Genomic DNA, 19,135 nt, shown 5'->3' with positions numbered 1-19,135 from the left:
GGCTGTCGGTGGCAGCGCATATGGTCGGCGCTGTGTTCATCCTTCCCGGCGAGAAGCGCGCGCTGGTCAGCGCCTCCGATCTGCGCGCGGCAGCAGCGTGCGAGTGGGCGCTGCTGCGCGACTTCGACGCGCTGCTGGGCCGGGGCGAGCCCGTGCCCGGCGATGGGGAGGCGATTCTGGCGCGCACGGCGGCGCTCGGGATGGCGCACGAGCAGCGGGTGCTGCGGTCCCTGCTGGCCGAGCGACCCGGCGAAGTGACGCAGATTCCCCGGCCGGTGATGACGCGCGCCGGCTTAGACGCTGCGGCAACCGCCACGCGCGCGGCCCTCGCCTCCGAGGCGCGCGTTGTCTACCAGGCGGCCTTCGCCGACGATCGCTTCGTCGGCTTGGCCGACTTCCTCGTGCGCGACGAGCAGGGCCGGTGGCAGGTGTGGGACACCAAACTCGCCCGGTCGGAGTCTGTGGCCAGCCTGCTGCAACTGGCTGCGTATGCCGAGGAGCTGGCCGAGAGCGGGGTCCCGGTGGCCCCTGAGGCAGTTCTCGTGCTGGGGCATGGTGAGCGGGCGGCATACTCCCTGGCCGTGATCGGGCCCGTGCAACGGGCCCGGCGTGCACGACTGCTGGAGCTGCTCGACGGCCACCAGGACAGCGGACTGCGGGCGCGTTGGGGCGACCCGGCGGTGCATGCCTGCGGTCGGTGTCTGGCCTGCGAGGAAGAGCTGCGCGCCACCGATGATGTGCTGCTCGTCGCCGGCGTCTACACCAGCCAACGCAAGAAGCTGGCGGCCGCCGGCGTGGTGACGATGGCTGACCTCGCGACGCGTGCGGAGCCAGTTCCCGACCTGCCCGAGGCCATCTTGAGCAAGGTGCGCGCGCAGGCTCGGCTGCAGCGGGCTCAGGAGCAGTCGGGCTCGGTCTCCTCTGAGGTCGTCGATCCGATCCCCCTGCTCGCGCTGCCCGCGCCGAGTCCGGGCGACATCTTCTTCGACTTCGAGGGCGACCCGATGTGGACCGAGGCGGGGTCGCATCAGTGGGGCCTGGAGTATCTCTTCGGCATTATCGAGGCGCCGGTCGGCGCTGCCGCGCCGGTCTTCCAGGCCTTCTGGGCGCACGACCGCGCGCAGGAGAAGCAGGCCCTGATCGACTTCCTCGCCTATGTCGCGGAGCGGCGAAAAGCCTTCCCCGATATGCACATTTACCACTACGCCGCTTATGAACGGTCCGCACTGCTGCGACTCGCGGCGCGCTATGGGGTCGGCGAGCAGGCGGTCGATGACCTCCTGCGCGCCGGCGTGCTCGTCGATCTGTATGCCGTGGTGCGCGCCGCCGTGCGGGTCTCGCAAGACTCGTATTCGATCAAGAAGCTCGAGCCGCTCTATATGGGCGATGACCTGCGCTCCGGCCCGGTCGCGACCGGCGGTGATTCGATCGTCGCCTATCACGAGTTCACGCAATCGCTCATCGAGGGCCGCGAGGCGGAGGCGGCCGATCGTTTGGAGTCGATTCGTGCCTACAACGAGTACGACTGCCTTTCGACCTTGCGGCTACGCGATTGGTTGCTGGCCCAGCGTCCGGCGAGGGCCGAGGCCGCGCCGACTGACACGGTCGTCGCGACCGAGATATCCGCGGACGACGCACCCCGCAAGAGCGCCACGTGGGAGCGGGCCGAGGAGCTGGAGGCGCGCCTTCGCGAGTTGCTCGGTGATGTGCCGACTCAGGATCGCGATGCCGACCAACAGGCGCTGGCGTTGGCGGCTGCCGCCCTGCAATACAACCGCCGCGAGCAAAAGCCGTTCTGGTGGCGCCATTTCGATCGCTTCCGCCATCCCGTGGACGAGTGGTCGGATCAGACCGATGTCTTCCACATCCTCGATTCGACGCTGATCGTCGACTGGGGCAAAGAGGGCCGTCAAACCACCCTGCGGCGCGTCGTCGAGGTGACCGGCCGACTCGGGCGCGGCAGCCGGCCGATCCGGCCGGGCACGGAGTTCAGCGTGCTCTATGACGTGCCGGCGCCCGCGCAATTGCAGCCCTCCGACCCCGGGACGCGGGTGGCCGAGACCGCGGCGATCGTGCGCTCAGTGCGACCGGGAGCGGACGATCACGACATCTGGGAGATCGAGGAGACCCTCCCGAAGAAGTTCGATCCCTTCAGCGAGCACCCCCTGGCTCTGGTTCCCAAGCCGCCGCCGGGCACTCACCACCTTGATGTTGCCATGGCGGATATCGCGGAATCCGTTGCGGCCCAATGGCCTTCCCTGCCTCAGACGCCCGCCCTGGACATCCTCGCGCGCCGAGCGCCGCGCCTGGTCGATGGCGCTGCCTTGCCCGCTTTGGACGGATCGGCCGACCAATTCGTCCACGCCGTCAGCGCTGCGACCCGCTCCCTCGACCGCTCCTATCTCGCCGTCCAGGGCCCGCCGGGGACGGGCAAGACATATGTCGCGGCGCACGTCATCGCGCATCTGGTGCACGAGCACGCCTGGCGGGTGGGTGTGGTTTCCCAGTCGCACGCCGCTGTCGAGAATGTCTTGGACGCCCTGGTCAAGGCCGGCTTGGATCCGGCGCGCGTGGCGAAATACGCCCCCGATCGCGATGCCGTGCCCTGGCGCCGGCTCATCGATCGCGACAAGGACACGGTCGCCTTCGCTGAAGAGCATGCCGACAGCGGCTATGTCGTCGGGGGCACGGCATACGACTTCACCAACCCCAAGCGCTTCCAGCGCGGCCAACTCGACCTGCTCGTCATCGACGAGGCGGGGCAATACTCCCTGGCCAACACCCTGGCCGTGTCCGTGGTCGCCGAGCGGCTGCTGTTGCTTGGCGATCCGCAACAACTGCCCGAGGTCAGCCAGGGCATCCACCCCGAGCCCATCGACACCTCCGCGCTCGGCTGGCTGATCGAGGGCCGCCCAACGCTCGATCCGGCGCGCGGATATTTCCTCGCGACGACCTACCGCATGCATCCCACCCTCGCCGATCGGGTTTCCGACCTGTCGTATGCCGGCTCCCTCGCCGCCGCGGAGTCGGTCACGACGGCTCGATCCCTGGCCGGCATCGACCCGGGAGTGCACGTGGTGCCAGTCGTGCATCGCGACAATACGACCGAGTCGGTGGAGGAAGCGCTGGCCATCGCGGCACGCATCCACGACCTCATCGGACGACTGTGGGACGACCCGGACGACAACGAGCCGTCAAGGCCCTTGCGGCAGAGCGACATTCGAGTGGTTACGCCATACAACGCGCAGGTGCATGTGCTGCGTCAGGTGCTGGACGAGGCGGGCCTTGTTGAGGTGCCGGTGGGGACCGTCGACAAATTCCAGGGGCAAGAGGGCGCCATCGTCTTCATCTCTATGGCCGCCTCCGCGCGCGGCGATGTTGCCCGTGGCATGGGCTTCCTGCTGAACCGCAACCGGCTCAATGTCGCGCTCTCCCGCGGGAAGTGGGCCGCGTATGTCGTCCATTCCCCCGAGCTGACCGACTTCACCCCCTCCTCCCCATCCGAGCTGATGCTGCTCGGCGACTTCCTGCGCCTCACCGCGCCGTGATTGGTCCCCGACTCCGTCTGGGCTGGCTTGCCGCCTGGACGGCTCTGGCCACCGCGAGGTGACGGCCGGACCGGTGGCAGATGCACTGACCGTTCCGCCGCGCGAGTGCCAGCGAGCCGCCCTATGGTGGCGAGGGGGGTCAGCGAGCTTCCTGTATTTGACGCGCGAGAAGTTCTACGACGGCACCCAGTGCCACCGACTCACGGCCTACCACACACCGCCATACGCCCTGTCGGTCCTGCAATGCAGCGACCCACTCGGCACCGGCTGGGGCGACCCGGGCTACTGGTTCAAGGACGAGCTCGCCACCGCACAGGCCCTCCCGAACTGGCCCGGCTTCGAGGACGGCTCGCGCAAGAACTACACGCGCGGCCTGCTCGCCATGGCCAATGGCGGGCCGGACACCAATGGCAGCCAGTTCTTCCTGGTGTATGCCGACTCGCGGCTGCGCCCCGACTACACCGTCTTCGGCGAGATCACGCCCGAAGGGATGGCGGTCCTGGACAAGATCGCGGCCGCGGGCGTCGCGCCCGGTGACGAGGGCTATCCCGAGGACGGCGCTCCCGCCATGGCGACGACGATCGAGCGTGCCAAGCGCACCGGGGGCGGCGCCTAGGACCCGCCACGTCCCACCCCGTCGAGTTCGGGAAACACGCCGGCGCCGAGGCTGATCGGTCGGCGTGTTTCCCGAACTCGACCACCACGCAGGCGGTGCGGGCCCTCAGTCGTCGGCAGCCTCGATCGCTGCCGTCGCCTTGGTCGTGGCCACGTCGGTCGCCACCTCGGCCCGCTGCGCCGGCGTCAGGACGTCATCGACATCCTCGGGCGCGGCCGAATTGCTCGCGAGCAGATGGTGGCCGACCGCATTGACCACGGCCGCGACCGGCACGGCGATGAGCGCGCCCACAATGCCCCACACGATGACGCCGGTGGCAATCGCGAGGATCACGGCCAGCGGGTGCACCCGCACCGCGCGGCCCAGCAGGAAGGGTTGCAGCACGTGACTCTCGATCTGCTGCACCGCGATCACCACGCCGAGCATGATGAGCGCCTTGACCGGCCCGAGAGCAACGAGCGCCAGCAGAACGGCGACGATTCCACTGAGCAGGGCACCGATCACGGGCACGAAGGCGCCGAGGAAGACCAGTAGCGCGATGCCGCTCGCGAACGGGACGCCGAGGATCGCCGCGCCGAGCCCAATTCCTGTGGCGTCGGCCGCGGCCACGAGGATCGTGGCCTTGCAGAAGGCCTGCAGCTGACCCCAGGCGATGATGCCGCTGGAGGCGACCTTCTCGCGGGCGTCGCGCGGGAACAGCCGCACGATCCACGCCCAAATGTGCGGACCTTCCAGCAGGAAGAAGAAGAGCGCAAACATCGAGATGAAGAAGCCGGCAACGAGGTGCGTGGCGGTCAGACCGGCCTTGGCGGCCGTCCCGCCGATATCGCTACCGCCGCTGCTGACGGCATCCCGCGCCTTTTGGAAGTATTCCGTGAATTGGCTGTCGGTGATGTGGAAGGTGTTGCGGATCCAGTCCCGAACCTGGTCGATGCCCTCGCCGAGTTGATCGGTGAGGTCGGGCAGCTGGTTGGCGAACTGACTGCCGACAAAAGTCATCAGGCCGGCGAGCACCGCCAGCGTCCCAAGGACCGTAATCGCCGCGGCGAGACCGCGCGGGAGGTGCCGGTCGAGGCGCCGAAAGACCGGCTGGAGCAAGGCGCACAGCAGGGTGCCCACGATCACTGGCACGACGATCTCGCTCAAGTGGCCGATCAGCCAGCCCGCGAAGCCCAGCCCAGCAGCGATCAACAACAGCCGCCACGACCATTCACTGGCCGTCCGGACCCCCTGCGGGACAGTGCTCTTCGTCGGCGTATGCGGCGCGCTCACGGTGGAGAGCCTAGTGCGGCCCTCTGCGCCCGAGCACGATTCGGTATGCCGCCCGCCCGGTGTTAAGGTTCTCTACGCACTTGGGGCTGTGGCGCAGTTGGTAGCGCGTCTCGTTCGCAATGAGAAGGCCAGGGGTTCGAATCCCCTCAGCTCCACCACACACGCTGGTCAGAGGCCTGTACGGATCCTGAAATCAGGAGAAGTCAGTGCCAACTCAGCGAAAAGTCAGCGAAAAGTCCCCAGGCGGGACGAGGTTCTCGGCCCGCCTGGACTGCTCTCGGCCGGGCGCGTCACGCCTGGTGCACCTGGTCTGTATGGAGACCACATCGCGCCCCACGACGGCACTGGGCTCCGTCCTCACCCTCTCGCAGCTGGCCACCCAGCTCGGCGTCAGCACCCAGACCCTGTATGACCTGCGCCGCCAGGGCCGCGGTCCGCGCGGGTTCCGCGTCGGCCGCGAGCTGCGGTTCCGGGTCAGCGAGGTCGACGACGGACCTCGACGGCCGGGTCCGGCAGGTGCGGGTCTTCGCGCCCACCGCCACCGCCGCCCAGAATCTCTTGAAGGAACGCATCCGCGGCCGCCCGGTCATGCCGGGCAGCGGTGTCCTTCAGCAGACAAGCTCGTTCACCGACCTTGCTGACGTGTGGTCCTTCGCCGGTGGCTCGAGGAGCACGTGCTGCCCGCCTTCGCCGGGCGGGTCCTTCCTTTTGATCTGTCAGCGGCGCGGATCCTGGCCGCCTACCACGTTCCGGACCAGGCGCCCCTGGACGACGCCCTCATCGCCTCGATCGCCCAAAGCACCGGAATGACCGTCGCCACCCGTAACACCAAGCACTTCGAACCTCTCGGTGTCAGCATCATCAACCCGTGGAACCAGCCCGGGTAACCCACTTCAGGGGCAGCAGTCATTCCGCCGCCTGTTGGGCGTGGTGGGTTAGGTCGTGAGGTCGATGGGGTGGGTTGGGGTGTGGGCGTGTTGCTGTCGGGCCATGACGATTGAGGCGGCGATGAGCCAGAGGGGCAGGAGGAGGTAGTTGACGAGGCCGCCGGGTGGGATGCCGGCGGTGCCGAGGGCGCCGAGGGCGCCGAGGGCGATGGTGGGGATGGTGAACCACTTCGGCAGGCGGGCCGCGCGCTGTCCGCCGAGCCCGGTTGCGATGAATGCGGTGGCCAGGCCGATGCCCATGCCGGCCCAGCCGAAGGAGTGGACGTAGCTCAGGGCCTGTAGTGCCGCGTCGTCCGCGGCGGCCGCTGCGCCGTTGATCAGGCCCCAGTTCCAGGTGACCATCTGCGAGATGCCGGCCACGACTACGAGCCAGCCGCCGTAGGCGATGTGTGAGAAGGTCGCCTCGCCGGGTTCCCCCGAGCGCAGCAGGTTGCGCACGGCGGTGGCGAAGATCAGCAGGCTCATTCCCATCAGGACCAGGCATGCCACGCTGGCGTAGTTGATCGCGAGGTTTTCGCGGATGACGCTGGTGGTCGCTGCTCCGGGCTGGTCACGGGATGAAGTCCTCTGCATAGATGCCTGGCCGATCCAGCACACGCCTGCGACCGCGCCGCTGTATGGCAGGAACCTCTCGAAGGTGTTGCGCGGCATGACCGGCTCCTTGTGTCGATGTGTACCGCCGGCGGCTCTCGCCGGCGGTTCGACCTTCCACCCCGGGCTGGCCCAGCCGCATGATGCAGCCGTCCCGGTTGGGTCGGGAACAGTTCCCGGGAAGGCTGATGGCTGCTGGCGCTACCGCCACAATGGCGACATGGTTTACGCAGCCGCTGCGCTCGGCGCTGGGGTCCCGGTCGCTTTGGGGATTCTCCTGGCGTTGCGCAGTACCCAGGCTCGGATCGCGTGGCTGCTGCTCGCCCATGGCGCATCGGTCGGGTTGCTGCTGGGTGTCTCGCAGGCCACCGGCACAGGCACGGCAGCGCTCGCGCTCGACCAGGTGGCGCAGGGCGGCTGGGTCTTCCTCTTCCTGTGGCTGGTGCTGGTGGCCTACCTTGTGCCAGACGGCCACCTGCTCTCCGCGCGCTGGCGGCTGTGGGTGGGCGCCGGACTGGTCGGCGTGGTGCTGTTCCTGGTCGGCGCCGCCGGTGACGCGGACAGCTTCCGGCAGGAGCACCCCCGCCAGAACCCTCCCCTGGGCGCGCTTCCTGAGCCGCTCGCTGACGTTCTCGGCGTGGTCGGCCTGGCCTTGGTGGTGCTGCTGTTCATCGGCTCCGCGGTAGCGGTGCGCGTCAGGTTGCGTGCCGCGACCGGCGTTGTGCGCACGCAGCTGCTGTGGCTGGTCTGGGGGGCTGTGGCTGTTCCGCTCGGACTGGTGGTGGGCTGGACCAACCACTTCCTCCTCGGTGACCACGCCTGGCTGGCATATGCCGCGTTGACCGTTGTGGCTGTCGCCTTGCCCAGCGTCATCACGATCGCCATCCTGCGTCATCAGCTCTTCGACATCGAGGTCGTGTTGAGCCGAACGCTGACCTATGCAGCCCTGTCGGTGGGCGTGGTCGTGGTGTATGCCTCGGTGCTCTTGGCCGCCGAGACAATTGGCGGCACGAGCACCCTTGGCGGGTTGCTGGCAGTGGGTGTCGTCGCGGTGGGGGTCTCCCCGGCCCACTCCTGGCTGCGTCAGCGGATCGAACGCGCCGTCTACGGCTACCGTTCTGATCCGCATCGGGCGCTGCGGCTGCTCGCCGAACGCGCCGAGGCCGCTGAGGCCGAGACGCTCGCCACCTCCATCACCGAGGCCGTGGCGGAGGCGTTGCGGGTGGAGAAGGTGTGGGTCCAGACCGACAACGCTCTCGACGGTGAGCACGTCGTCCGGGTCCCTCTGCGACACCGCGGTCAGAGACTGGGCGACCTGGCGCTCGAGGTGCCACCCGGTCGGCGACTCACGCCTGCCGACCTGGCGTTGCTCGATGACCTGGCGCGATATGCCGCGGTCCTGGTCAAAGCAAGCCGCGCGGGCGACCAGCTTCGTGAGTCCAGGTCCCGGATCGTCGCCGGCCGCGAGGAGGAACGTCGCCGGCTGCGCCGAGACCTGCACGACGGGATCGGCCCGTCGTTGGCGGCGATCGTGCTAATGCTCAACGCGGCTGGATCCCGCACCGACAGCACCGAACGCAGCGCCCTGCTGGACGAGGCCCGCGCGGAGGTCAAAGACGCCATTGCGGAGGTTCGGCGACTGGTCGACGACCTGCGCCCCGCCGCGATCGACGAGGTCGGCCTCCTCGGCGCGATCCGTCAGCGTGCCGCGGCCCTCTCCGGTGAGCTTCCCATCGAGGTGGCCGGACCCCCATCCCTGCCCACGCTGCCCGCAGCAGTCGAGGTGGCCGCGTACCGCATCGCTTCCGAGGCCATGACCAACGTCGCCCGGCACTCCGGGGCATCCCGGTGCCGAGTCACCATTGCCGTGAACGGCTCGCTACAGCTCACCGTCGCCGACAACGGGCGCGGCGTCGAACAGTCCCTAAAGGACGGCCTCGGGTGGACCTCCATGCGCGAACGCGCCGCCGAGCTCGGCGGCACATGCACCATCTCACCTCGCACCCCCAACGAAGGCCTCATCGTGCACGCCGTCCTGCCGCTCAACGACACAACGCACCATCTGGCCGACATCATGGCCGAGCGATGATCCGGGTCCTCGTCGCCGACGACCACCCCGCATTCCGGCGCGGACTCCAGCTCATGCTCGCCGACACCGACGACATCAGCATCGCGGGTGAAGCAGCGAGCGGCGCCCAGGCCGTCGAGCTCGGTGAGCAGCTCGCCCCGGACGTCATCCTGATGGACCTGCGGATGCCCAACCTGGACGGCATCGAGGCAACCCGCCGGCTCAGCCGCAACAACCCCGCGCCAGCGATCGTCGTCCTGACCATGTTCGAGGACGACGACTCCGTCCTCGCCGCGATGCGAGCCGGCGCCCGCGGCTACGTCCTCAAAGGCGCCGAGCAGGACGAGATCGTCCGAGCGATCCGCGCGGCCGCTGCAGGCGAGGCGATCTTCGGCCCCGAGATCGCCCAGCGCGTCATCGACCACTTCACCAACAGCGCGGGCCCGCAAACCACAGCGTTCCCTGCTCTGACCGAACGCGAACGACAGGTGCTCGAGCTCATCGCCGCCGGCAAAGGCAACGCCAGCATCGCCCACGAGCTGATGATCAACCTCAAGACCGTACGCAACCACGTCTCGAACATCTTCACCAAGCTCCAGGTCTCCGATAGGTCGGCCGCCATCATCAAAGCCCGACAGTCAGGACTGGGCGGCACCTGAATCCGGCGGTGGAGGGCGCTGCATGATCACCCCCACTGCGCTCACGAGCCCAAGCCACATCGCCCCTCGGCGTAAGCCGAGCCCACCCACATGAGCCAACCCGGGCGCCGAACCAAGCCGCTCGGACGTGGCATCTGGGAACTGAGACTGATGTTCGGTCCCGGCTACCGCATCTACTACCTCCAGGACGGCCCGCGCGTAATCCTGCTGCTCAACGGCGGCGACAAGTCCACACAGCAGCAAGACATCGAGCGGGCTTACCAGCTCGCCGAGGAGTACTGCAGCGAGAAGGGACATGACGATGGCTAAGAACGGCACTGGCAAGTACACGCGCTTCGACGCCGCCGACTACCTCGAGGATCTCGACGATGTCGCCACCTACCTCGAGATCGCCCTGCAGGAGTCCGCCGAGGATCCGACCGCCCTCCCCAGGGCCCTGGGCGTAATCGCTCGTTCGCAGAACATGAGCGAGCTCGCCCGCCGCGTGGGAATGAGCCGCGACGGGCTCTACAAGGCGCTCTCAGCCGACGGCAATCCCACTGGTCCACCATCCTGAAAGTCACCAACGCCCTCGGCCTACGCTTCGAACTCCACCCCGTCGCCTGACCTGCAGTACAAGCAGGTTGATGCCTTTCAGCGGGTGACGGCGCAGGAGGTGAAATGGGGCGCACTGCGAGGCCGACGAATAGGTTCTCGACGGCCCACGGGCGACGATGTGCGCGGCTGTGCAGCATGGTCGCCAAAGGCTGTGTCCCCGCGCTATCCGTCATTGTTCCTGCCTCGGGCCGCCGTATGACAGTTGCTCCCGTGCTCCTTGGGCCTGCTCGATAGTTGACGGCGGCCACGGGAAACTGCCCGGAGGCGGTCATATAGCTGCCCGGTAGCGGTCGCGGAAGTTGCCCGCTGGCGGTCATGGGATCTGCCCGACACGAGTTCGTCTGCCGCGCCGCGTCCGGCGGTTGAGGCCCCTCCTGGGGTGCGGTTGGCGGTGCTGATGCGCCTACCGCCCCCAGGAGGGACCACTGTGAAGTCTGCCGAGGAGATCATGAACAGGTTGGAAGCATTCGATTTGACCAGGTCGTTGCGCGACGGCGGGGAGCTGTCGGGGTCGGCCAGTTTCTCAGTGTCCACGGGTGGCCGCGTGACCACAGTCATAGCGGGCCCGATTGGCCAGGACGGCCTCCACGTTGGACTCCGCCCACTCCCGGAGCGTTTCGACCGGCGTGGTCAAAGTGCGTCCCAGTTCACTCAGCTCGTAGTCCACGCGCGGGGGAGATGAGGGGGTCACGGTGCGCACAACGAGCCCGTCGCGTTCCATCGAGCGGAGTGTCTCGGTCAGCACTTTTGGCGTGATGGTGCCTATCCGGGCGCGGAGTTCGCCGAAGCGAAGAGCGTTGGGGACGAGGGCCAGCACAATCAGTGGAGCCCACCGGTCGGTGAGGTGACGCAGGACGGTTCGCGAATCGCACGCCGGGTTCAGGACATCCGGGACTTGGTTCATCTCATCCTTGGTTACGTTGAGGTATCTGATATCCAATTCATACCATTATGCCTGCACGCTCGTTTTCCACCACCAAGGAGTCATCATGAGAATCACTGTCATCGGAGCTACCGGGATGATCGGATCACGCGTTGTCGCCGAAGCCGCGCAGCGCGGCCACGACGTAACCGCGCTCAGCCGGTCCGGACGCGATGTGCCTGGCGCCGCGACCGCCGGAAAGCTCGACTTGAGCGACACAGCAGGAGTCCGCGAGGCGATCGACCAATCGGACGCGACCGTCATCGCCGTGCCGTCCGATCGCACCGGCGGCTCGCATGAGCCGACGATTGAGGCCCACCGCAACCTCATCGCCGACCCGCCGCGGCAGCGCGTCCTCGTCGTCGGTGGGGCCGGGTCACTCGTCGTCGACGGAATCGCGCTTAAGGACTCGGCCGGGTTCCCCGTGGAGTACCGCGCCGAAGCCGAGACCTTCACCACCATCCTGGACCTCTACCGGGAGTCCGAAGGTGTCGACTGGACCTTGCTTTCCCCCGCCCCGGTTATCGCCCCCGGCGTGCGCACCGGCGGCTATGTGACGGGGGCTGACAGCCCCGTCGGCGCCGAGATCAGCGCGGAGGACTTCGCGGTCGCCGTGCTTGACGAGTTGGCGAACCCAGCGCACCGCTTGGCTCGCTTCACGGTGGCCGCACGCTGATGACCGAGCGTGCCCGGCGCCTGGCTCGCCGGGCACGGATGACGGCAGGTCAGACGCCGCCCGTGCGCTTGGCCCGCTCGATGGTCGTGGCCATCGCGGGGGCGCCGTCCTCCGGGTAGCCCTCGTCGCCCGGGGCGACCCCGGCGGCGGCGATCTTGTCGAGGACCGCCATCCCCGCCTCGGTGACTTCCCCGAAGACGGTGTAGTCCGGGCGGAGGCGGGAATCGGCATACACCAAGAAGAATTGGCTCCCATTGGTGTCCGGTCCGCCATTGGCCATCGCGAGCAGGCCGCGCGTGTAGTTCTTGCGCGATCCGTCCGAGAAGCCCGGCCAATTGGGCAGGGCGTTGGCGGTGGTGAGTTCGTCCTTGAACCAGTAGCCCGGGTCACCCCAGCCGGTGCCGAGCGGGTCACCGCACTGCAGAACCGAGAGGGCGTATGGGGGTGTGTGAAAGGCGGTCAGTCGGTGGCAGTTGGTGCCGTCGTAGTACTTCTGGCGGGTGAGATAGAGGAAACTCGCGACGGTGCACGGCGCCCCGGCCTTGTCGAGAACGACCGGGATGTCGCCGTGGTTCGTCTTGAGGACGACCGAGGCGTTGCCCTTGGTTTGCGCGTTCTTCGGGTCCGGCGGTAGCCCGACCCAGGTCGAGTAGGTCTGGTCTTCCAGGGGCGTGAAGGCGCAGGCGCCGGTCGTCGGAGCCGAGGTCGGACTGTCCGGCTTCGCTTGGGCGGCCGGCGCGATGGCGGCGGTCGTGGCCAGAGCCAGGGTCGCGATAGCGGTGGTTTCGAGGGTGCGGGCGCGTCGTGTGGTCAGCATGATTTCCTGCCTCTCGGATGCGGAGGCCGGGTGGGCCACCCTTGGCACCATAGGCGCGGTCGGGCGCCTCGAAGCGCCCGCTCATCTGCCGCCACCGCAGCCGCGGCCACGCTCGCTTTTAGACCCGTGGCAAGGCTCCCTTCGAAGCACCGTCCTGCGGTAACCAACCCGCGCATATCAGACTGACAGCGCCGTCGACAGACACGCCGACCCCCCGGACCCAGCCCGAGAACGAATAGAGCGCCGCCGAGCAGCCAGCCCGGCGGCGCTCACCCCTGCCCCTTGACAAACACACCCCCCATATCAGCAGAGGTTAGGAAGCCCCAGCCGCGGCCGCGGGCCGGGCCGGGTCAGCCGGAGGCGAGGCGGGCGCGCTCGGCGGCGTAGTCGGTCAGGTCGGTGACGTCCTCGGCATACGGGCTGGCGATGTCGTCCTCGTCGTCGAAGGCGTCGGCATAAACCGCTTTGGCCTTCATCGTGTAGGTCGGGGGCGGGACCGGCACCGGCTGCCAGCCCTCGCGGGCCAACTGCTCGGCTGCCGCCTGCTTCTCGCTCGCCTCGACAGCGGCCAGGTCGTACAGCTTCTCCCCCACCGCGGCCGGCGCGCTCTCGACAACGGCGACGGGTGCCGGCTCCTCGGCGCGGGCCGTTGCGCGCGAGGACTCGGCGCTCGCCGCTCCCTGAGTATGACGAGTGGTCCCGCCCGCACGAACCGCCCCGGAGCGCGCCGCCGGACGGGCCCCCGAGCGGGGGTTCGAGCGACGAACCGGCTCTACGGGACGCGACCCAGCAGTCGGGCGCGACGCCGCGGGGCGAGCGCCTCGGCCGGCTCGGCGCGCAGCGTTCGCCGCCGCCACCGAGCGACGCAGCCACCACATCGCGGCAATGGTGAGCGCCAAGGACACCAGCGGGAAGCGAATGCCGATCAAACCGCCAAGGGCCATGGCCGAGGTGATCAGGGTCAGCACGAGCGCCCCGGTCACGAGCACGCCACGAGTCGAGCGGCCAAAGACGGGCGCGCGGCGCGCACCAGCGGACCCGGCGCGACGAGCCCCGGCCACCGCCCGGCCCTGCGCCGCCCGCAACCGATCCCCAGCACCAGCACCAGCCGAACGGGCGCGACCCAGGGTCGGGGACTCCGCCACGGTCGCCAGCAGTGACTCGGCGCGCGAGACCGTGGCCTGAGGGCGGTGCACTCGGGCCGCCGACGACGCAGGGCGCTCCAGCGACGCCTCAGGTTCGGCACCAGCACGGTCCAGGATGCGCATCGACTCAGAGAACCGGTCGACGGTGCGAGCAGTTGTCAGATGTTCACGTCGGCCGAGCCAGTGCTGCACGAGGAAGGCAGCCCACAAGGCGATGACAAGGAGAAAGATCAGGCTGCTCGGCTGCACGGTCCCCACCGTATGTAGGCTCCTCGCGCGAGCGCGGGACCGCAAGCGGTGTGTCGCGCATGTGGCTGCTGTGACTGGCGCGATTCGCCGCTTTCAGCCCTCCGTCGGCCCGTTTTCCGTGGCCCCGGCGAGGAGGCGCCCCACTAGCCCACCCGGCCCGATTTCCTCCGTTGTCACGGCAAATGAGCGGTGATCGCGCCACGCCCCGTCGATATGCAGGTAGCGCGGCCGCAGCCCCTCGTCCCGCAATCCCAACTTGCGCACCACGGCAAGCGAGGCGGCGTTCTCGGGCCGGATGTTGATCTCGATTCGGTGCAAGCGGACAGCCGAGATGGCGTAATCCCCCGCCATCGCAACCATCATCGGCGCCACGCCCCGCCCCGCGAACTCTTGCCCGACCCAATACCCCACCGTGCACGAATAGAACGCTCCCAGAGTCACATTCGACAAATTCACTTGCCCAGCGAGCGCGCCGTCGACGGTGGCAACGAAGGGCAGCAGGCTGTCTTGGGCGGCCTGCTTGCGTTGTTTGCGCAGCGCCTGCGCGAACGAGAGCGTTTGAGTCGGGCCGTGGGGGTTGGTGGGATCCCATGGCCGCAGCCAGTCCCGATTGCGTTGGCGCAGTTCAAGAAACTCGGCACGGTCCGAACGCTCCAGCGGCCGAAGGACCAGCCGCCCGCCGTCGATCAGCCGGCCCGGCAACTCGACCGGCCACACCCTTGACCGCACCTAGTGGTCGCCTCCTCGCACTTGCGAAAGCAGATGCGGCAGAACACTTTCCAGCACGGCGAGCGCGTCGCGCACGCCACCAGTCGAGCCCGGCAGGTTGATCACGACGCACCGACCGACCAGTCCCGCCACGCCACGCGAGAGCATGGCCGAGGGTATGCCGCGCGCCACCCCGTCGGCACGGATCGCCTCGGCGATCCCGGGGATCTCCCGGTCGAGGACGGCGCGAGTCACCTCGGGCGTCGCGTCCGTCGGCGAGCAGCCGGTCCCGCCCGTCGTGAGGATCAGGTCGTATGCCGTGACCCCCGCACGCAGTTCGCTCGCCACCGGCTCTCCGTCCGGCACGACCCGCGGCCCGTCGATGGCAGCCCCCCAGCCACGAAGGGTCTCAGCGATCAACGCGCCCCCTCGGTCGGGATACACCCCCGCGGCCGCCCGCGTCGACGCGGTGATCACCAGGGCCCGCACCCCGGCCAGGGCCGTCATGCGGGCGCCGACATCATCGTGTTCACCATCCGACGCACCACCCGCAGCGGCCGCGGAGGGGGACGTCATACCGCATTCGCTTCCGCCGAAACCGACGCGTCCTCGACCCAATCCCCAGACCGGCCACCGGTTTTCGCGGTCACGCGGATGTCCGTGATCCGCCCGTGCTTGTCCAGCGCCTTGACCATGTCGATGACCGTCAGGGCGGCGATCGACACCGCCGTGAGCGCCTCCATCTCGATCCCCGTCCGGTCGGCCGTGCGAACCGTCGCGCGGATATCCACACCATCGTCGACCACCGACAGGTCCACCTCGACGGCATGCACGGCGATCGGATGCGCCAACGGAATCAGGTCAGGCGTGCGCTTGACGGCCTGGATGCCGGCGACCCGGGCCACGGCCAACGCATCACCCTTGCTCACCGTCCCGTCTCGCAGAGCCGCAATCGCCCTCGCGGACAGCAGAACTCGCCCAGCCGCCGAAGCCGAACGCGCCGTGATCTGTTTCGCTGACACATCGACCATGTGCGCCGAACCGTCAGCGCGCACATGCGTGAGCCGATCCGGCCCGCCGCTCACCACGTGCTCCCCGGCTCGCTGAGCAGCCACACCTCAACGGGATCGCCAGCCACCATCCGCGTGGTCTCTGCCGGCACGATGACCAGGCTGTTGGCCCGCACGAGATCCGCAATGAAGTGCGAGCCTTGTCCCACAACGGGATCCACGAGCCAGTCCTCTCCTGACCGGCTTGTCACAGCGCGCGCGATCTGCGTGCGCCCTGCAGGCGAGGAGAGCTCGTGCCCCATCACGCCCTGCACCACCCGCCGCTCGTGCGTCGCGCCCATCATCGCCTCCAGCGCCGGCGCGACAAAGACCTCGAACGACACGAAGGCCGACACCGGATTCCCCGGGAGCGCGAAGATCGGCACCTGCTGCTCACCAAACAATCCGAAGCCTTGTGGCTTGCCCGGCTGCATCGCCACCTGGACGAAATCGATGCCCCGCTCATGGAGAGCGGCCTTCACCACGTCATACGCACCCATGCTCACGCCACCGCTCGTGACGAGCGCATCGCACCGACCCGCGAGGTCGGCCAGCAGCGCAACCAAGGCATCGGGATCGTCGGTCGCGGCGGACGACGCCACGACCTCGCAGCCCAACGTTCGCACGGCCGCTGCGAGCATGATCGCGTTCGACTCGTGAATTTGCCCGGGCGCCAACGCTTCTCCCGGCGGAATGAGTTCATCACCCGTTGACACGATGGCCACTCGCGGCCGCGGCCGCACCGGGAGCCGGGGGTGTCCCGTCGACGCGGCCAGCGCGAGCGTGCGGGCATTGACCCGAGCCCCAGCGGGTATGACGAGTTCCCCCTCCTGCACGTCCTCACCGGCCGGCCGGATCGAGCGACCCGACTCAACCGCTTCGGTCACCGCCACCCGCTCAAGGCCGCCATCGGTTCGCTCCACCATCACAACGGCATCGGCACCGGCCGGCATCATCGCGCCGGTCATGATGCGCACGGCTTCACCCGGCCCAACCTGCAATCCACTCGCGTCCGCGCCCGCGGCCACCTCGCCAACGACCGTGAGCGTCACCGGCGTGGCAGCCGAGGCGCCGACCACGGAGGCGGCTCGCACGGCATACCCATCCATGGCGGAGTTGTCGAAGCCCGGCAGCGGGACGCGTGACGAGATGTCCGCGGTCGTCACAAGGCCGAGACAGTCCGCCAGCGCCAGTTCGGCAGGCGGCAGCGGACTAATCGCGGACAAGATGGCGTCCCGATGCTCGGTGACGGATCGCATTGCGGCTCAGACCTTTCCGGTCAGCACGGCACCGTCCGCGATCGGTCCCGGCCGGTCAACCACAACTTCCCCCACGCAGCGCACCCCAGCACCAAAGGTGGCGTCCGCCGAGACCGTCAGCGCGGTGCACTCGCGCAGGCTCGGGGGACCAGCCGGGAAGCGGGCCAAGAAATCGGGCACGAAGCGGTATGCCGAACCCAGCCTGATCGCCGGTTCGGCATGGTCGATGGTCGCGACCAGTTGCGCGTCCTCATCCATCTCAAAGATGTCGGACTGCACGAGCAGCAGCTCATTGGTCGACTTCACCGGCCGGAATCTGTTGCGCGGCACCGAAATTGCCCGCGATCCCTCGAAAACCTCGATTGCGGCACCCATCGCGGACTCGATCTGGACGACCTTCGGGGAGCCGGCATCGGTCGGATCGACGGTCTTGCGGTTGACGATGACGGGCAGCCCGAGCACGCCGCCGCGCTCGTCGAGCAGGCGCGCGAGGACGTCGAGATCGACCCACAAGTTATTGGCGTGGAAGAGGGTATGCAGGGTGTTGTCCTGGAAGTACTCGTCCTCGCCGGGCGCAACCATCGCGCTATCGCGCAGGATCAATTGGCCGTCCGATCGGCGCACGGCGAGGTGCCCGCCCTTGCGGTCGTTCGCGGTGCGCTCGCACACCTCCGCGGCATAGGGGATGTCATTGGCGATCAGCCAGGCCGCGATATCGGGATCGCAGGTCGCGCCGAGATTGTCCGCATTGGACAAAAAGACGTAGCGAATCCCCTTGGCACGCAACGCATCCAACAGACCCGTCCCCTGCAGTGAGACATAGACGTCGCCATGCCCCGGCGGGCACCATTCCAACTCCGGGTCAGCCGGCCACGCGACGGGCTCCAGCGTGTCGGCGGTCAGCTTCGGCTCGGCATTCTGCAGGAAGTCCAGCGGCAGCCCGTCGACCTCCAATTCGGGATAGGCGGCCAGAATCTCCAGCGACTCTTCCCGGGTCCGGAAAGAGTTCATGAGCAGCAACGGGAGGTCCACGCCATAGCGCGCCCGCAGGGCCAGCGTCTGGCGGGCGATGATGTCGAGGAAAGTCAGCTCGCCGCGCACTTTCAAGGCTGTCTTGGGGCCTGACAGTCCCATGCTCGTGCCAAGACCCCCGTTGAGCTTCACCACGGCAACTTTGGCCAGCGCCGCCCGCCGGTCCGATTCGCTCGCCACGACGCCAGCCAGCGTCTCCACCTCTCCAAGTGGCGCGATGCTCGCCTCGGGAATCAGCCCCTGCTCACCCGACTCGATCATCCGATAGAAGCGCTCGAAGGTGTCGATCGCCGCCGTCGATGCCCCTCGCTGCGTCATGGCTGCCCGAGACTGCGCGAGTCCGCTCTCACTCATGGGTCCAACCCTACGGGCCGCGGCCGTAGCATTCGGAGGCGTGGGCCGCACCGCCAAGCAGCAGATCCGCGCGCAGCGCCGCACCGCGCGCCGCGACATCGCCGCCACCCGCGATCTGGCGGCCGATGGGGAGCGGCTGGCGGTCGTCATACTCCCGCTCCTGGAGGCCCTCGAGATCGGCCCCGGCGACAGCGTGACCGCCTACGAATCCTTCCCCGAGGAGCCGCAGGTCCAGGAGGTATGCCGCCTGCTCACCGCCCGCGGAGCCCGCATCTTGGTGCCCATCACCTTGTCCACCTTCGATCTGGAGTGGATCGACCTCGCCGACCCCGCCCGAAACCCCCTCGGGGAGAACGCGATTGGTGAGTGCCGACTCGTCCTTGTACCCGGTTTGAGCGTCGACACCAGCGGCACCCGGATCGGGCAGGCGGGCGGCTGCTACGACCGCGCGCTCCCCCGCACCCGGCCCGGGGCGACCGTCGTCGCGGTGCTGCACCCGGGCGAGCTGCTGCCATACCCCCTGCCCCACGACAGCTGGGACCAGCCGGTCGACGCGGTGCTGACCGCCGATGGACTGGCGTGGACCGCCCATGGAATAGCACGCCACGGGCCGCACTCGCCCTGAC

General features: G+C 68.5%; 20 protein-coding genes and 1 tRNA gene. 11 read left to right on the top strand and 10 right to left on the bottom strand.

Features of this window, described 5'->3' with window-relative positions; translation table 11 throughout:
* The first annotated feature begins 32 nt into the window (after positions 1-32).
* Together ABD225_RS10585 and ABD225_RS10580 are read left to right on the top strand one after the other, a co-directional pair.
* Positions 33-3,548: a TM0106 family RecB-like putative nuclease gene (locus ABD225_RS10585; protein WP_344084703.1), complete on the top strand. Its 3,516-nt coding sequence runs from the start codon at positions 33-35 to the stop codon at positions 3,546-3,548.
* Between the two features lie 58 nt (positions 3,549-3,606).
* Positions 3,607-4,164, top strand: a complete 558-nt coding sequence (locus ABD225_RS10580) for a peptidylprolyl isomerase (protein WP_344084700.1) — start codon at positions 3,607-3,609, stop codon at positions 4,162-4,164.
* 105 nt (positions 4,165-4,269) lie between these two features.
* Here the strand turns inward: ABD225_RS10580 and ABD225_RS10575 are convergent, their stop codons facing one another.
* A complete protein-coding gene (locus ABD225_RS10575; RefSeq protein WP_344084697.1) occupies positions 4,270-5,436 on the bottom strand; it encodes an AI-2E family transporter in 1,167 nt (388 codons plus the stop codon).
* 82 nt (positions 5,437-5,518) lie between these two features.
* Between ABD225_RS10575 and ABD225_RS10570 the strand changes: the two genes are divergently transcribed.
* From ABD225_RS10570 to ABD225_RS10565, 3 genes are all read left to right on the top strand, one after another.
* A tRNA-Ala gene (locus tag ABD225_RS10570) sits at positions 5,519-5,594 on the top strand.
* Between the two features lie 156 nt (positions 5,595-5,750).
* Positions 5,751-6,077 (top strand): helix-turn-helix transcriptional regulator, encoded by a 327-nt coding sequence (locus ABD225_RS18710; RefSeq protein ID WP_425564395.1) that lies wholly within the window; start codon positions 5,751-5,753, stop codon positions 6,075-6,077.
* Between the two features lie 3 nt (positions 6,078-6,080).
* Positions 6,081-6,323 carry a PIN domain-containing protein gene (locus ABD225_RS10565; RefSeq protein WP_344084694.1) on the top strand — a complete coding sequence of 81 codons (243 nt, stop codon included), beginning with the start codon at positions 6,081-6,083 and terminating at the stop codon, positions 6,321-6,323.
* Between the two features lie 48 nt (positions 6,324-6,371).
* On the opposite strand, the gene ABD225_RS10560 is transcribed toward ABD225_RS10565, so the two are convergent.
* The gene (locus tag ABD225_RS10560; protein ID WP_344084690.1) at positions 6,372-7,034 is read right to left on the bottom strand and encodes a hypothetical protein; all 663 of its coding nucleotides are present in this window, start codon (positions 7,032-7,034) and stop codon (positions 6,372-6,374) included.
* Between the two features lie 160 nt (positions 7,035-7,194).
* Here ABD225_RS10560 and ABD225_RS10555 point away from each other — a divergent pair, with 160 nt between their 5' ends.
* From ABD225_RS10555 to ABD225_RS10540, 4 genes are all read left to right on the top strand, one after another.
* The gene (locus ABD225_RS10555; protein WP_344084687.1) at positions 7,195-9,063 is read left to right on the top strand and encodes a sensor histidine kinase; all 1,869 of its coding nucleotides are present in this window, start codon (positions 7,195-7,197) and stop codon (positions 9,061-9,063) included.
* Complete coding sequence (locus ABD225_RS10550) at positions 9,060-9,701, top strand: response regulator transcription factor (RefSeq protein WP_344084684.1); 642 nt, start codon at positions 9,060-9,062, stop codon at positions 9,699-9,701. Before ABD225_RS10555 ends, ABD225_RS10550 begins: the two co-directional genes overlap by 4 nt.
* A 90-nt stretch (positions 9,702-9,791) precedes the next feature.
* The gene (locus tag ABD225_RS10545) at positions 9,792-10,010 is read left to right on the top strand and encodes a type II toxin-antitoxin system RelE/ParE family toxin (RefSeq protein WP_425564394.1); all 219 of its coding nucleotides are present in this window, start codon (positions 9,792-9,794) and stop codon (positions 10,008-10,010) included.
* A complete protein-coding gene (locus ABD225_RS10540) occupies positions 9,997-10,257 on the top strand; it encodes an addiction module antidote protein (RefSeq protein ID WP_344084681.1) in 261 nt (86 codons plus the stop codon). Before ABD225_RS10545 ends, ABD225_RS10540 begins: the two co-directional genes overlap by 14 nt.
* A 564-nt stretch (positions 10,258-10,821) precedes the next feature.
* Here the strand turns inward: ABD225_RS10540 and ABD225_RS10535 are convergent.
* Positions 10,822-11,202: a winged helix-turn-helix transcriptional regulator gene (locus tag ABD225_RS10535; protein ID WP_048546044.1), complete on the bottom strand. Its 381-nt coding sequence runs from the start codon at positions 11,200-11,202 to the stop codon at positions 10,822-10,824.
* Between the two features lie 85 nt (positions 11,203-11,287).
* On the opposite strand from ABD225_RS10535, the gene ABD225_RS10530 reads away from it, so the two are divergent.
* Complete coding sequence (locus tag ABD225_RS10530) at positions 11,288-11,896, top strand: NAD(P)-dependent oxidoreductase (protein WP_344084675.1); 609 nt, start codon at positions 11,288-11,290, stop codon at positions 11,894-11,896.
* Between the two features lie 49 nt (positions 11,897-11,945).
* Here ABD225_RS10530 and ABD225_RS10525 read toward each other — a convergent pair whose 3' ends face one another.
* From ABD225_RS10525 to ABD225_RS10495, 7 genes are all read right to left on the bottom strand, one after another.
* Positions 11,946-12,713 (bottom strand): peptidylprolyl isomerase, encoded by a 768-nt coding sequence (locus ABD225_RS10525; RefSeq protein ID WP_344084672.1) that lies wholly within the window; start codon positions 12,711-12,713, stop codon positions 11,946-11,948.
* A gap of 350 nt (positions 12,714-13,063) precedes the next feature.
* Complete coding sequence (locus ABD225_RS10520) at positions 13,064-14,107, bottom strand: hypothetical protein (RefSeq protein WP_344084669.1); 1,044 nt, start codon at positions 14,105-14,107, stop codon at positions 13,064-13,066.
* 93 nt (positions 14,108-14,200) lie between these two features.
* The gene (locus ABD225_RS10515) at positions 14,201-14,836 is read right to left on the bottom strand and encodes a GNAT family N-acetyltransferase (protein WP_344084666.1); all 636 of its coding nucleotides are present in this window, start codon (positions 14,834-14,836) and stop codon (positions 14,201-14,203) included.
* Positions 14,837-15,391 carry a MogA/MoaB family molybdenum cofactor biosynthesis protein gene (locus ABD225_RS10510; RefSeq protein WP_344084662.1) on the bottom strand — a complete coding sequence of 185 codons (555 nt, stop codon included), beginning with the start codon at positions 15,389-15,391 and terminating at the stop codon, positions 14,837-14,839.
* Positions 15,388-15,846 (bottom strand): cyclic pyranopterin monophosphate synthase MoaC, encoded by a 459-nt coding sequence (moaC, locus tag ABD225_RS10505; protein WP_344084921.1) that lies wholly within the window; start codon positions 15,844-15,846, stop codon positions 15,388-15,390. The genes ABD225_RS10510 and moaC overlap by 4 nt, the downstream gene beginning before the upstream one ends.
* Positions 15,847-15,896: 50 nt before the next feature.
* The gene (gene glp, locus ABD225_RS10500; protein ID WP_344084659.1) at positions 15,897-17,123 is read right to left on the bottom strand and encodes a molybdotransferase-like divisome protein Glp; all 1,227 of its coding nucleotides are present in this window, start codon (positions 17,121-17,123) and stop codon (positions 15,897-15,899) included.
* Between the two features lie 6 nt (positions 17,124-17,129).
* Positions 17,130-18,509 carry a UTP--glucose-1-phosphate uridylyltransferase gene (locus ABD225_RS10495; RefSeq protein WP_344084657.1) on the bottom strand — a complete coding sequence of 460 codons (1,380 nt, stop codon included), beginning with the start codon at positions 18,507-18,509 and terminating at the stop codon, positions 17,130-17,132.
* A 40-nt stretch (positions 18,510-18,549) separates the two neighbouring features.
* Here ABD225_RS10495 and ABD225_RS10490 point away from each other — a divergent pair, with 40 nt between their 5' ends.
* Positions 18,550-19,134: a 5-formyltetrahydrofolate cyclo-ligase gene (locus ABD225_RS10490; RefSeq protein ID WP_344084654.1), complete on the top strand. Its 585-nt coding sequence runs from the start codon at positions 18,550-18,552 to the stop codon at positions 19,132-19,134.
* Position 19,135 lies beyond the last annotated feature (1 nt).

The organism is Nostocoides veronense (assembly GCF_039531185.1).
Classification (GTDB): domain Bacteria; phylum Actinomycetota; class Actinomycetes; order Actinomycetales; family Dermatophilaceae; genus Nostocoides_A; species Nostocoides_A veronense.
This window is presented reverse-complemented; position numbering and strand designations above follow the sequence as displayed.

Bases quoted from the DNA above. Each gene is read 5' to 3' on its own strand.
- ABD225_RS18710 (WP_425564395.1), top strand. From the start codon at position 5,751: ATGGAGACCACATCGCGCCCCACGACGGCACTGGGCTCCGTCCTCACC.
- ABD225_RS10560 (WP_344084690.1), bottom strand. From the start codon at position 7,034: ATGCCGCGCAACACCTTCGAGAGGTTCCTGCCATACAGCGGCGCGGTC.
- ABD225_RS10555 (WP_344084687.1), top strand. From the start codon at position 7,195: ATGGTTTACGCAGCCGCTGCGCTCGGCGCTGGGGTCCCGGTCGCTTTG.
- ABD225_RS10550 (WP_344084684.1), top strand. From the start codon at position 9,060: ATGATCCGGGTCCTCGTCGCCGACGACCACCCCGCATTCCGGCGCGGA.
- ABD225_RS10545 (WP_425564394.1), top strand. From the start codon at position 9,792: ATGAGCCAACCCGGGCGCCGAACCAAGCCGCTCGGACGTGGCATCTGG.
- ABD225_RS10540 (WP_344084681.1), top strand. From the start codon at position 9,997: ATGACGATGGCTAAGAACGGCACTGGCAAGTACACGCGCTTCGACGCC.
- ABD225_RS10535 (WP_048546044.1), bottom strand. From the start codon at position 11,202: ATGAACCAAGTCCCGGATGTCCTGAACCCGGCGTGCGATTCGCGAACC.
- ABD225_RS10530 (WP_344084675.1), top strand. From the start codon at position 11,288: ATGAGAATCACTGTCATCGGAGCTACCGGGATGATCGGATCACGCGTT.
- ABD225_RS10525 (WP_344084672.1), bottom strand. From the start codon at position 12,713: ATGCTGACCACACGACGCGCCCGCACCCTCGAAACCACCGCTATCGCG.
- ABD225_RS10510 (WP_344084662.1), bottom strand. From the start codon at position 15,391: ATGACGTCCCCCTCCGCGGCCGCTGCGGGTGGTGCGTCGGATGGTGAA.
- moaC (WP_344084921.1), bottom strand. From the start codon at position 15,846: ATGGTCGATGTGTCAGCGAAACAGATCACGGCGCGTTCGGCTTCGGCG.
- glp (WP_344084659.1), bottom strand. From the start codon at position 17,123: ATGCGATCCGTCACCGAGCATCGGGACGCCATCTTGTCCGCGATTAGT.
- ABD225_RS10495 (WP_344084657.1), bottom strand. From the start codon at position 18,509: ATGAGTGAGAGCGGACTCGCGCAGTCTCGGGCAGCCATGACGCAGCGA.